General features: G+C 65.8%; 11 protein-coding genes. 7 read left to right on the top strand and 4 right to left on the bottom strand.

From position 1 onward, the window contains the following. Window positions 1-33: 33 nt before the first annotated feature. The 3 genes from A9995_RS07720 to A9995_RS07730 are packed head-to-tail and all read right to left on the bottom strand — an operon-like array spanning window position 34 to window position 3,947. A complete protein-coding gene (locus A9995_RS07720) occupies window positions 34-423 on the bottom strand; it encodes a YdbL family protein (protein WP_199797233.1) in 390 nt (129 codons plus the stop codon). A 21-nt stretch (window positions 424-444) separates the two neighbouring features. After that, window positions 445-711, bottom strand: a complete 267-nt coding sequence (locus A9995_RS07725; protein ID WP_233998146.1) for a YnbE family lipoprotein — start codon at window positions 709-711, stop codon at window positions 445-447. Window positions 712-716: 5 nt separating this feature from the next. After that, window positions 717-3,947 carry a YdbH domain-containing protein gene (locus A9995_RS07730; RefSeq protein ID WP_067611069.1) on the bottom strand — a complete coding sequence of 1,077 codons (3,231 nt, stop codon included), beginning with the start codon at window positions 3,945-3,947 and terminating at the stop codon, window positions 717-719. A 70-nt stretch (window positions 3,948-4,017) separates the two neighbouring features. Here A9995_RS07730 and radC point away from each other — a divergent pair, with 70 nt between their 5' ends. Next, entirely contained in the window at window positions 4,018-4,716 is a 699-nt protein-coding gene (radC, locus tag A9995_RS07735) for a DNA repair protein RadC (protein ID WP_067611071.1), read from the top strand. Window positions 4,717-4,725: 9 nt separating this feature from the next. Here the strand turns inward: radC and A9995_RS07740 are convergent, their stop codons facing one another. Continuing rightward, entirely contained in the window at window positions 4,726-7,518 is a 2,793-nt protein-coding gene (locus tag A9995_RS07740) for a DUF3857 domain-containing protein (RefSeq protein WP_067611074.1), read from the bottom strand. A gap of 148 nt (window positions 7,519-7,666) precedes the next feature. Between A9995_RS07740 and purB the strand changes: the two genes are divergently transcribed. The 6 genes from purB (at window position 7,667) to trpA (ending at window position 13,028) form a co-directional block, all read left to right on the top strand. Continuing rightward, window positions 7,667-9,007 carry an adenylosuccinate lyase gene (purB, locus tag A9995_RS07745; protein ID WP_067611077.1) on the top strand — a complete coding sequence of 447 codons (1,341 nt, stop codon included), beginning with the start codon at window positions 7,667-7,669 and terminating at the stop codon, window positions 9,005-9,007. A gap of 71 nt (window positions 9,008-9,078) precedes the next feature. Then, window positions 9,079-9,483: a hypothetical protein gene (locus A9995_RS07750; protein ID WP_067611080.1), complete on the top strand. Its 405-nt coding sequence runs from the start codon at window positions 9,079-9,081 to the stop codon at window positions 9,481-9,483. After that, entirely contained in the window at window positions 9,480-10,154 is a 675-nt protein-coding gene (gene pyrF / locus A9995_RS07755; protein ID WP_067611083.1) for an orotidine-5'-phosphate decarboxylase, read from the top strand. Before A9995_RS07750 ends, pyrF begins: the two co-directional genes overlap by 4 nt. Window positions 10,155-10,161: 7 nt before the next feature. Next, window positions 10,162-10,794, top strand: coding sequence for a phosphoribosylanthranilate isomerase (locus A9995_RS07760; RefSeq protein ID WP_067611086.1), 633 nt, complete (start codon window positions 10,162-10,164; stop codon window positions 10,792-10,794). A 104-nt stretch (window positions 10,795-10,898) separates the two neighbouring features. Then, entirely contained in the window at window positions 10,899-12,113 is a 1,215-nt protein-coding gene (trpB, locus tag A9995_RS07765; RefSeq protein ID WP_067611089.1) for a tryptophan synthase subunit beta, read from the top strand. A gap of 132 nt (window positions 12,114-12,245) precedes the next feature. After that, the gene (gene trpA, locus A9995_RS07770) at window positions 12,246-13,028 is read left to right on the top strand and encodes a tryptophan synthase subunit alpha (RefSeq protein WP_067611092.1); all 783 of its coding nucleotides are present in this window, start codon (window positions 12,246-12,248) and stop codon (window positions 13,026-13,028) included. Window positions 13,029-13,050: the final 22 nt, after the last annotated feature.

A 13,050-nucleotide genomic window follows, 5' to 3' on the forward strand; every position in this document is an offset into this window, starting at 1 on the left:
GTCGTATCGCTGCGGGAATGTGCGCTATGTTGCTCAAGGGCAGCGCGGATCGCGCAACGGCGCACCACTGCCACGGGTCTGCCAACTGCCATCGGGCGCCTGGTATTTTTCACCCGGCGACGTCTTGAGGATCGCCTGGCATCCGGCAGCAAAGGCGTATTCCTCGAGCGTGGCATTGGCTGCCTGCGCCTTGTCCGAATAGACCGCCCGCCGCTTGATGTTGATGCTGTTGACGATCCGACGCAGGGATTCGGACTCCGCCACAACGATGCCCAGATAGCCGTCCATCTTTTCGCCGATCTGACCCGCAGAGCGCGCGCTGTCGTAGGCCGGATCGCGCTGCGCAAAGGCAGGCGCGGCAATTCCGCCGACCGCGAGCGCCGCTGCAGCAAGCCCGAGGGCCGTTTTGGTAAGTCTGTTCATCATGTTACCCCTACTGCGGCATCAGAAGATATCCGCGTTTTCCTCGATCGTGTTGCCCGCATCCGCGGCGAGCCGGTAGATCACTTCCTGGCGGATGTTCACGTTGAGCTCGATCACGATCGCTTCCTCGGGCGCGTTCACCGTGATGCATCCTGCCAGCGCGAGCGAAGCCAGGATCGGCAACGCCATCCTGTTCCTGCCCGCCTTCAGGCCACGCTCGTTCCCGATCCCCTGCATTGTGCCGGGTGTCGCAAGCCGCGCGCGGCCCGTCAATTGCTGCCCTGTCATAGCGGTCACTCGCTTTCCTGCTCCTGAATGGTGGGTTCGCCCGGATCGGCCGCAAAAGGATCGCCCGGGTCGATTTCCGGTCCGGCCTCTTCGCCGGTTATCTCGCGCCGCAGCAATCTGGTGCCGTCGTCCGATACGAGGCCAAGCCCTCGCGGGTCGCGCACGGCTGCGGGGTCGTAGAGCGATTTCATTGAATTGATCAGCTGGTAGAACTGCGCGCGGATGTTGATCCGGAACTGCAACGGCAGGCGAGCCAGCCGCCTGGTGATGAAATTGTTGCTGGTGCCCTCACCCTGGCTGACACCGTCGAACCGTACCCGGGTAACGATCTCGCCCGTCAGCGGTCCGTCCATCAACAGGCGCATCTGCGAATAGTCGAGGCTGCGCAGCGCATCGAAGGCAAAATTGGCCATCGGCGAAAGGTCTTCGTAGGTCAGCTCTCCGACATAGGAGATATTGCCCCCTGGCGGCCGCGAGATCAGCACGCCGTCGTCGATGCGGCCATTGCCCGACGCATCGAAGACGATCGGGATCGTCCCGTCGAAAATGCCGGTCGCGGCGAGATTGCCGATATCCATCCCGTCGACGAAAACGCCCGCATTCAGTCCGACCACCTCGAAAACATAGCGTCGCTCTTCCTTGATCCCGAAGTTGAGATCGACCTCGCGCAGGATCAGGTCGCCGCCCATGAAAGGCCAGCTACCGCCCTCGACCGAGAGCATGGTCCAGTCGCGCAGTTCGAACTGGAACGTTCCATCGATAACCTCGATGCCGGGGTTGACCGAAGCAACCCTGATGCTTTGGTTGGGAGCGGTGGTCAGGCTCAGGAGATCGGTGAAGACAATCGTTCCGCTGGCCCCGCGGACCGGGCCGAAGGCGGCGGCAAAATCGAAATCGTTGGTGGCGAATACGCCCGAACTGGTCACGCCGTTTTCGCCCCATGCGACCCTCCCGCTGCCGGCCATGATGCCATCTGCATTGGCGACGACGCCAAGCGCCAGTCGCGAAAGATCGTCGGGCTGCAGCTGTCGGTCGAACTGCAGACCGGCCACGGCCAGATCCGCATCGCCGCGACCGGTCGAAAGATCGTGGCGGATATCGGCAGCGGTGACCACGCGGTCGCTGCCCGGATGGCGCAACTCGGCAAAGGCGGTGATGAGATTGTCGACCAGCGACAGCGTCGCATCGCGCGCTTCGAGCGGCTCGAACCGGTCGGGCTCCGCGCGGTCGAGCAGGGTGAAGCTCCCTCCTGTCATATCCAGCCGCCCATCGGCATAGCGCCATTTGCCCCTGGTGCCGCGAATATCGAGCGGCACCGCTTCGATCGTCACGTCGGCGTCGGCAAAGCTGCCTGCAATCGCGTCGCCGAAGCGGGCATCGAGGTCAGCAATAGCGAAACGGGTGGCGGTCTCCTCCGGGCCGAGCACCACATCGATCTGGCGCGCGGTCATAGCGCCGGGATAGGCGAAGCCGACGGCCCCGGTGGCCAGCCGGATCGGGGTGCCACCGAGCATCCCTGTCAGGGAAAGCCGGGGCGCTCCCGCGGCGATCCGCAGGCCGCGCGGTCCGTTCTCGACGATCGCGCTTCCCGGAGGCGGGCACAGGGTCAGCGATTGACGGTCCAGCCTGAGCCCGGAAAACTGCAATTGCTCGAAGCGGATATCGGTGCATTCGCGCCATAGCGCGAGCGATCCGCCGGGCGCCCAGCGACCCGACAGCGGCAATTGCAGCTCGCGCGCTGATCCGCCGGGCAAGGCGCCGCTCAGAACAGCCTCGCCCGAGAAACCGAAAGCCCCGTCGGCGCCCTGCGCCAGCGTGAGCCGGGGAATAGCCAGAGACGATCCACTCGCCTCGTAGCGTGCCATCGCCATGCGGAATACCAAATCGCCCCCGGCGCCGCTTTCCATTCGACCGTTTACGCTGGGCAGACCCGAACCGCTCATGGCGAAATTGCCCGAGTATCGTGCGGAACCCTCCCCGGTCCGACTGGCTTCGACTTGCGAGAACGAAGCCAGCCGTCGGCCTCTGCCCCCCCGCAACTCCGCCTGCGACATGAAGACAGACAAGCGCTCGCCCCGCTTGCGTGCGGTCAGGTCGGAAGTGAATGCGCTTCCGCGGGCTTCGTTGCGCAAGGCTGCGGCGATCCGCCGGGCTATCGGTTCGACCAGTGTCCCCGCCCCGGTCTCTGCCAGTCCGGCCAGCGCCGCTTCAGTCTGTCTACCGGGGCGCAAGCCATTGGCTTCGACATCCCCCTGCCAGGATGCATTCTCGAGGGCCGATTCGGCACGCGCGGTCCCGTCGAGCGTAAGCAGAGCCCCCGACAGCTGGGGCGTGCTGACGCCGCGCAGGGCAAGGCTGTGGCTGGAGGCCAAGACGCCGTCGCGCCAGCTGGCCCGAAAAGTCCCGTCGAGACCGTTCGCGGCGATGGTTTGGGCGGCGATCCGATTCGACCGGACTGAGGCCCGGCCGCTGAAATCCTCCAGGTCGGGGCTGGCCTTTGCCCGAACCCGCGCCGCGAATTGCGCCAGCGTGATCCCGCCGCAATCGGCGGAACCCAACCGCACCGGGCCGGCGAAACGGGGTTCGCCTGCGCTGGTCGTCAGCGAGCCATAGGCACTCGCCCCGCGCAGCGCGCAGTCGGGCAGATCGAGCGAAGGCGCGGTGGCGGCAAAAATGCCCGAAAACCCATCGTCGATCCGCCCCTCGCCATCGAGCTTGAAGCCGATCGGGCCATAAGCGCTTTCAAGCAGGCCGCGACCGTCGCGAATCGCGACATCCAGTTCGGGCAGGCCCGGCTCGCCGTCGGTCTCTGCAAAAATCAGCGGATCGAGCGTCCCGAAACTCGGCGTCGTTCCACGCAGCACGCCGAACAGGCGCGGCTTGACGAGGATAACGCGTTCAATCGTCGGGGTGCCGAAGCGGTGGCGCAGATGCAGTTCCACGCGCTCGGCGGTGAAGTCGGGCCGGGCGGGATCGCCGAGCACGACATTGGTCAGGATCTGACTCTGCGCACCGATCTGCGCGATGTCGTAGCTAGCGGGGATATCGTAGAGGGCGAGCTGGTCCTCGATGATGTCGCCCGCGATCCGTTCGCGCATCAGCCACGCGCCAAGCGCCGCCAGCAGCATCGCCAATACGATGCCCAGCGGACCCAGCCAACGTTTCTTGCGCCAACGCGACCGATATTCGCGAGGCTGGTCCGCCTCTGCGGTCACTTGGGTATCGACCCCATCCATTCGCGTGCCCTTGCGCGCATGACCGACGAAAGGCAATGCAACGCGGATCAACGTCAAGCGGAGCAAAAGGTTGCCGCAAGAGGCGGATACAAAAACGGCCCATCCCGGTAGCGGCCATCGCGCGCGTCTGCGCGAGCGGTTGCTTGCCGGTGGACCGGACGCGCTCGCCGATTACGAATTGCTCGAGTTCCTGCTCTTCGCCGCTGTGCGCCAGGGCGACACCAAACCGACCGCCAAGGCGCTGATCGCGCATTTCGGCTCGCTCTCTGCGGTTCTCAGCGCGGAGCCCGCGGCGCTCAAGCAGGTCAAGGGTGTCGGCGACGCCGGCGCAGCGGCGTTGTGGAGCGTCTCGCTGGCGGCGCGGCGAATGGCTCGGGGGCGCGTGCAGAACGCGCCTGTGCTGGGCAGCTGGCAGGCGCTGCTCGATTACCTCGCGCTGGACATGGCGCACCTCTCCCACGAGCGCGTCCGGGTGCTGTTCCTCAATTCGCAGAACCGCCTCGTACTCGATCATCTTGCCAGCGAGGGCTCGGTCGATCAGGCCGCGATCCACCCGCGCGAGGTGATCCGCAAGGCCTTCGACATCGGGGCAACCGCGCTGATCCTGGTCCACAACCATCCCAGCGGCAATCCCGAACCCAGCCGCGCCGACATCGAGATCACCAATCGTATCGCCGAGGCCGGACGCCATCTCGACATCACCGTCCACGACCATGTCATCGTCGGTGCCAACAGCCATGTGTCGCTGCGCGCGAAGGGCCTGATCTAGGGACCTGATCTAGGGTGTCAGACCCCACACCGCATATTGCCGCTCGACGCTCGGCTTCATGACCTTGGCCTCGGCGATCGAGGCCTGCCCCGCCTGCCGGTCACCCATCGCGATCAGGATCAGCCCCTTGAGAAAGCGGGTGTCGGGCATCTGGCGATATTCGCCCAGCGCCGCGTTGGCATCGGCCAGCGCGGCTTCGTAATTGCCGAGACGATATTGCGCCAGGGCGCGGCTATCGAGCGCGGATGGCGAATAATCGGATTTCTCGACCGCCGCGACGCAGGTCTCGAGAACTTCCCCGGTCACGAGGTTCCATTTGCCGCTCTCCCAACACAGCGTGTTGAGCAGATTGCCATCGCCGGGCCGGGCGGCGAGCGCCGTGTGAATCAGCTCGGTGCCTTCGGCGGCGTCTCCGGCCCAGCCCAGCGCGACCCCCAGAATTTCATCGGCGTGATGCGGTGCCTGCGCGAAATCGGCGTAATCCTCGGCCAGCGTCCGGGCTTCCTCGCCCCGGCCCAGCAGCCCGAGCAGCTCGATCTGCGAGGAATAGGTGCTCCCGTCCGGATCGGTGTCTTCGGCCATGCGGTAGTCTTCCAGAGCGGCCTCGTAATCGCCCAGCATGAAATAGCCGCTGGCGCGCGCGAGATAGAGATCGGTGGTCGGATCCATGGCGATCGCCTCGTCATAGTCCGCGATGCTGCCCTCGTGATCGAAGGTGCCCCTCCGGAACGATGCGCGATTGATCAGTGCCGAACTGTCGAAATCCTCGGCATCCTCGATTAGCGTGGCATAGGCTTGCTCCAGCGCCGCCAGCGCCGATCTGTCGGCGGCGTAATCCCAGGGGCGGCGGGTGGTTTCCGGCGCCCGGACGATCGGCAGCGCGCGAAGATGCTGCGCCAGCTGTCGCTTCACTGCGGTGAGTTCGGATGCCGGCAGCTCTTCCCTGTGGGACCGGCGCGACTGGTTGATTGTCAAAGATTGCCCGGAAAGAGCCACATCCGAGCGAACTTCGACCCCGCCGATATCGGCCGCGATGCGATCGCCATTGCGGAGCGTAAATCCTTCGCCCGCTTCTGGCAGGATAACCTCCAGATCGGACCTGCCGAAATAGGGGCCGTTAAGGCGAATCGGGATGTCGCGCCATTCTGCGCGTCCGCGCGCCGCGTTGAAATCGAGCTGGGCCGCCACCTGCGCCGGGGGCGAGAATTCGTAAATCCCGCGCTCCGCCTGCCACGGCGAAGTCATCACCCCCTTGGCGGTGATCCGGGCAAGCCCCGGCTCGTCATCGTAGGAAATCGAGTAGTCCACCATCTGCACCGGACCCAATTCGGAACCGACGACATTCTCGATCGCGTCGCGCTGCAATTTGCCTTCATCGAGATCGGCGGTCGAGCGCAGCGCCGCGCCCATCGAGCCGCTGCGGACGATTTCGACCTCGAACAGCGCGGGCACGGCCACGCCTGCGCTCTGATCCAGCGTCAGCCGCACGGTCTGGTCGGGGAAAGATTGCGGGCGCTCGTCCAGTTCGACAAGTTCGGCCCCGCCCTCGCGAACCGGGAGAGCATGATGGAAACGAGGAACCTCGTCGATGTTCGCCAGCCGCGTTCCGGCTCTGGTACCATCGAGCCAGTAATTCCTGCCGGCAATCTCGGCGCGCACGATGATGTGATCGAAGCTGCTGGCCATCGGCAACAGGTCGGGCACCGCATCGCCGCCGCTGCTGCGGACCAGCGCAGCCTCGCTCTCGATGCCGAGTTCGTGGAGCATCGCGAGGAGCAGAAAGGTCTTGGCCTTGCAATCGCCGTAGCGAAGCTCCCAGGTTTCCTGCGGCGATTGCGGGAGATAATTGCCGCCCGCCATGCCGTTCGCAAGGTAGCTGATCTGATCCTGCACCAGCCGCGTCGCGATCGCGGCCCGTTCGAGCGGATCGGCGGTTTGAGCGGCAATCCTCGCGACTTCATCGGCGAGTGGCGCACCCTGCGGGATCGCCCCGGCAGTGCGATAATGCGGTGCCATGACGGCGGACACCGCCGCATAATCGGCAAAGCTCGTGGCCTGGATCATCGGGCCCAGCAGAAAGCGGAACGGGGCGCTGTCCGGGGTTTCCGGGGCCTTGGGCAAAGGCAGAGCGATATCGATTACGCGATAGCCTGCGTCGGTTTGCGGCGCGATCGCCTGCTCGACACCGCGGATCTTCCACTGGATGTCCATCTCGTCCGGCCAGGACACGATGACCCGTCCGCTCTCCAGGGGGATCGGCTCCGCCATCAGCTGGTCGGTCCACTGCAATTCGCGCCCGAGCGCCTGGTCGGTCACCGTGGTCGAGGTCGTGAGGCGCAGGACATCGCCGATCTGCGCGCCCGACAAAGGCATCGTGGCGGTCAGCATGCCGTTGAGTTCGCGCTGTTCGAGACGCGATTCGCGGCGCAGAACCTCGAAACGGCTGCCCTGCGCCAACACGTCGATAACCTCGTCGCCCCGGAGCAATTCGACGCGATGCACGGTCAGGTCGCCCTTGTCGGGCAGCCAGCCTGTTTGCAGCGTCCCCATCTGGGTCAGCGCTTCTGGCGAATCGAGCCGGATCGCGAAGTCGGAATAGACCCACAAGCGCCCCTCCTCCAGACGCACCTGCTTTTCGGCCAGCAGCAGCGGACCGCGGCTGTCGCGCAATTCGTCGAGCTCGGCGACCTCGACCCAAGACGGCGGCGCATCGTAGAGCGGGACCTCCCCGGCGTAGGCCGGACAGACCGCAAGAGCGGCGCAAGACGTGGCAAGCGCGGCGGCAACCCTGTTGAAATGCATTGTTTTCCCCTGACCGGGTGTCCCATCCCGGCATCGTGCGACATTGCCTCTCCAATTCGCAAATATCAATCGCCGAACGAAGGCGCCCGACTTGCCAACCCGCCAGCGGACTTCTAGCCGCGCTGCATTCCTTCAACCGGAGTTTCCGATGGTCCCCCGCTACGCCCGCCCTGCCATGACCGCCATCTGGGAACCGGAGGCCCGGTACCGGATCTGGTTTGAGATCGAGGCGCATGCGACGCAGAAGCTGGGTGAGCTCGGCGTGGTGCCGGTGGAAGCGGGCGAGGCGCTGTGGGCCTGGTGGGCCACCGATCCCACGATCGACGTCGACGCGATCGACGCGATCGAGGCGGTCACCAAGCACGATGTCATCGCCTTCCTGACCTGGGTTTCCGAACAGGTGGCAGCACATTCGGGCGAAGACTGGGCGCGGTTCATGCACCAGGGCATGACCAGCTCCGATGTACTCGACACCACGCTGGCGGTGCAATTGGCGCGCGCGACCGATCTCCTGCTCGAGGATATGGACGGGTTGCTCGCCGCACTGCGCGCCCGGGCGATGGAGCACAAATACACCCCCACCATCGGGCGCAGCCACGGCATCCATGCCGAGCCGGTGACCTTCGGGCTCAAGCTGGCGCAGGCCTATGCCGAGTTCGAGCGCTGCCGCGCCCGGCTGTGGGACGCGCGCGCCGAAATCGCCACCTGCGCGATCTCGGGCGCGGTCGGCACCTTCGCCAATGTCGATCCCGCGGTTGAAGCCTATGTCGCGGAGCAGCTCGGGCTGGTTCCGGAAACCATCTCCACGCAGGTCATCCCGCGCGATCGGCATGCGATGTATTTCGCCACGCTGGCGGTGATTGCCGGATCGATCGAGCGGATGGCGGTCGAGATCCGCCACCTCCAGCGCACCGAAGTGCTGGAAGCCGAGGAGTATTTCTCGCCGGGACAGAAGGGTTCGAGCGCGATGCCGCACAAGCGCAATCCGATCCTGACCGAGAACCTCACCGGGCAGGCGCGCATGATCCGCGCCTATGCCCTGCCCGCGCTGGAAAACGTGGCGCTGTGGCACGAGCGGGACATTTCGCATTCCTCGGTCGAGCGCTTCATCGCGCCCGATGCCACCGTCACGCTCGATTTCGCGCTCGCGCGGCTGACCGGGGTGATCGAGAAACTGCTGATCTACCCCGAGCGGATGCAGACCAACATGGATCGCATGGGCGGGCTGGTCCATTCGCAGCGCGTGCTGCTGGCGCTGACCCAGGCCGGGGTGAGCCGCGAGAATGCCTATGCCATCGTCCAGCGCAATGCGATGAAGGTGTGGGATTCGGACGGCCGGCTGCAATTGCTCGAGCTGCTCAAGCAGGATGCCGAGGTGACCGATGCGCTGCCCGAAGGCGAGCTCGAGGAGAAATTCGACCTCGGCTATCATTTCAAACATGTCGATACGCTGTTCGCGCGGGTGTTCGATCAGGAACCGCAGGGCTGAGCTTGCGGCTTTACGCAATCGCCGCCGGGGCCTAGCATCGGGCTTAGAGAACGAGGAAGGACTACGAGACCATGCAGATCATCCGCACGCTCGTCTGGGTGCTGATCCTGGTCATGCTGCTCGTCTTCACGGCCTTCAACTGGCGGCCGGTCGAAGTGACGATCTGGACCAACACCGTCCTCGAAACCAAGATTCCGGCGTTGGCGATCACCGCATTCCTGCTCGGACTGGTGCCGATGTGGCTGATCCATCGCGGCACGAAGTGGCGGCTGGAGCGGCGCATCGCGGCGCTGGAATCGGTTGCGCGGGTCGGCAGCCGGTCGCGCGCGCCGACGCAGCCCGATGCGGTCGCGCCCGCCGCAACTCCGGCACCGGCCCGGCCCAAGCCCGAACCGGCCGATCCGCTGACCCCTGCGCCGACAGCACCTTCCTCGCCCGGCCCTGTCACCCCCACGCCATCCACGCCGAACGCATGAGCAATCCGGTCTATCTTGCCCTCGACGAACCTCGTCTGAAGGAAGCGCATGCGCTCGCCGAGCGCGCCAAGCCGCATATCGGCGGGGTGAAACTGGGGATGGAGTTCTTCTACGCCCACGGTCACCATGGCGTGCTCGACATCGCGCATCTCGGGCTACCGATCTTTCTCGATCTCAAACTGCACGACATTCCCAACACCGCCGCGCGGGCGATGCAGGCGATAGCCGTGCTCGAACCGGCCATCGTCACCGTCCACGCCAGTGGTGGGCAGGCGATGATGGAGGACGCCAAGGCCGCCGCGGGCGAACATTGCAAAGTGGTGGCGGTGACCATGCTCACCAGCCTCGACGAACGCGATCTGGATCGCATTGGAGTTGCAGGTTCGCCGCACGATCATGTCATGCGGCTCGCCGATCTGGCGCGCGAAGCCGGGCTCGACGGCATCGTCTGTTCCGGGCGCGAGGTTGCGGCCGTGCACCGCGACTGGAAGGATGGTTTCCTCGTCGTCCCCGGCCTGCGTCCAGCAGGCGGCGCGGCGGGCGACCAGAAGCGCGTCGTCACCCCCCGCCAGGCGCGCGACGACGGGGCGAGCGTGCTGGTGATCGGTCGCCCGATCAGCCGCGCGGACGACCCGCTCGAGGCCGCACGAGATATCGAAGCGACATTGTAGGATTTCCATGACGACGCAGATCAAGATTTGCGGGCTTTCGACGCCCGAGACGATGGACGCCGCCATTGACGCGGGCGCCACCCATGTCGGGCTGGTTCATTACGAAAAGAGCCCGCGCCACGTCGCGCTCGAAGACGCCGCCAAGCTGCGTCGGCGGGTGCCCAAGGGCGTCAAGCTGGTGCTGGTGACCGTGGCGATGCAACCGCAATATCTCGCGCGGTGCTACGAGGCGTTGCGGCCCGATGTCATCCAGTTCCACGGCTCCGAGACGCCCGAATGGATGGCGCTGGTGCGCAAGACCATCGAGACCGAGACCTGGCGCGCCGTCGGTCTGCGCGAGGCCGCGACGCTTGAACGCGCACGGCAGTTCGCGGATTCCAGCGACCTGCTGCTGTTCGATGCGCCCGCAAAATCGCTGCCCGGTGGCAATGGGGTCTCGTTCCAGTGGGACCTTTTGCAGGGTTGGGAGCCATTCATGCCCTGGGCGCTGGCTGGCGGGCTGACCCCGGAGAATGTCGGCGAGGCGATCGCCATCACCGGTGCCCCGCTGGTCGATGCCTCGAGCGGGCTGGAAACCGCCCCGGGCGAGAAAAGCGTCGATCTGATCCGCGCCTTCTGCGAGGCCGTGAAGGCCGCATGATCTCGTCAGGTGACGGGTAGCGGGCGCTGGGTATGAAGCCGAAATGCGCGGGTGCAAACGCAAGCTGTCTCGACTTCGCCCGGCACTACCGGCAAGGGAGCCCCATGGACAGCAAGCCCAATTCCTTCCGCACACAACCTGACGAACGCGGCCATTTCGGCGATTACGGCGGACGCTATGTCGCCGAAACGCTCATGCCGCTGGTGCTCGAGCTGGAGCGCGCATATCGCGCCGCGCAGGCCGACCCGGCGTTCAAGGCGCAATTCGACGATCTGCTCGAGCATTATGTCGGCCGCCCCAGCCCGCTCTACTTCGCCGAACGGCTGACCGAAGCGCTCGGCGGCGCGCAAGTATGGTTCAAGCGCGATGAGCTCAATCACACCGGCGCGCACAAGATCAACAATTGCATCGGCCAGATCCTGCTTGCGATCCGGATGGGCAAGACCCGCATCATCGCCGAGACCGGCGCCGGCCAGCACGGCGTCGCCACCGCCACCGTCTGCGCGCGCTTCGGCCTGCCGTGCGTGATCTACATGGGCGCGGAGGATATCCGGCGGCAGCAGCCCAATGTGTTCCGCATGAAGCTGCTCGGCGCGGAGATCGTGCCCGTCACCAGCGGGCGCGGCACGCTCAAGGACGCCATGAACGAAGGGCTGCGCGACTGGGTCGCGAATGTCCACGACACCTTCTACATCATCGGCACCGCGGCGGGCCCCCACCCCTATCCCGAGATGGTCCGCGATTTCCAGAGCGTGATCGGCAAGGAAGCGCGCCAGCAGATGCAGGACCGCGTCGGCCGGCTGCCCGATCTGCTGGTGGCCTGCATCGGCGGTGGCTCCAACGCGCTCGGCCTGTTCCATCCCTTCCTCGACGATCCGGAGGTGAAAATGCTCGGTGTCGAGGCAGCGGGGCATGGCCTCGACGGCGACGAACACGCTGCCAGCCTGCTCGGCGGTTTCCCGGGCGTGCTGCATGGCAACAAGACCTATCTGCTGCAGGACGAGGACGGCCAGATCACCGAGGGCCACTCGATCAGCGCCGGGCTGGATTATCCCGGCATCGGCCCCGAGCACGCCTGGCTGAAGGAATCGGGTCGTGTCGAATACACCGCCGTCATCGATGACGAGGCGCTGGAGGCATTCCAGCTGCTGTGCCGCACCGAGGGGATCATCCCCGCACTGGAACCCGCCCACGCCATCGCCGCAGTGCAGAAGCGCGCCAAGGAGATGGACCGCGACGCGATCATTCTCGCCAACCTGTGCGGGCGCGGGGACAAGGACATCTTCACCGTGGCCGAGAAGCTGGGAGTGGAAATCTAGTGTTCTCCTTCATCTCTCGTCATTGCGAGGAGCCCGCAGGGCGACGCGGGAATCAAAGGACCGGCGCCGCTCCGTCCCGCACCCCTACAAGCTGGATTGAAGCAAACTCGAACTTGAGTGCGTGCCCCTTCGATGACTGACCGTCTCTCCACCGCTTTCTCCGCTCCCCGCCCCGCGCTCGTCTGCTTCGTCACCGCGGGCGATGGCGACACCGCAGCCAATCTCGACGCGTTGGTCGCGGGCGGCGCCGATGTGATCGAGCTGGGCATGCCCTTCACCGATCCGATGGCCGATGGCCCCGCGATCCAGGCGGCGAACATCCGCTCGCTCGGAGCGGGGACGACCACCGCCGATGTTTTCGCCATCGCCGCCGCGTTTCGCGCGCGTCATCCGGTCGTGCCGCTGGTGCTGATGGGTTATGCCAACCCGATGGTGCGGCGCGGGCCGGACTGGTTCGCCGACCAGTGCGCCGCCGCGGGCGTCGACGGGGTGATCTGCGTCGACATCCCGCCCGAGGAAGACGACGCGCTCGGCCCGCAATTGCGCGCCAAGGGCGTCGCCCCGATCCGCCTCGCTACCCCGACCACCGATGCCGCGCGCCTGCCGCGGGTGCTCGAAGGCTCGGAAGGCTTTCTCTACTACGTCTCGGTCGCCGGGATCACCGGCCAGCAGCAGGCCGCGCAAGGCTCGATCGAAGAAGCGGTAGCGCGGCTCAAATCGGCGACCGATTTGCCCGTGGCGGTCGGCTTCGGCGTCCGCACACCCGAGCAGGCCGAAGCGATCGCGAAAGTGGCCGATGGAGTGGTGGTCGGCTCGGCGCTGGTCGAACTGGTCGGCGAGCATTGTGGCGATGCGCCGCAGCACCTGCGCGCGCTCACCGCCGCACTTGCCGAGGCGGTTCACACCGCGCGCTGAAACCACGTCATTGCGAGCGTCC

The sequence above is a fragment of the Erythrobacter sp. QSSC1-22B genome, from assembly GCF_001678665.1.
Taxonomy (GTDB): Bacteria; Pseudomonadota; Alphaproteobacteria; order Sphingomonadales; family Sphingomonadaceae; genus Qipengyuania.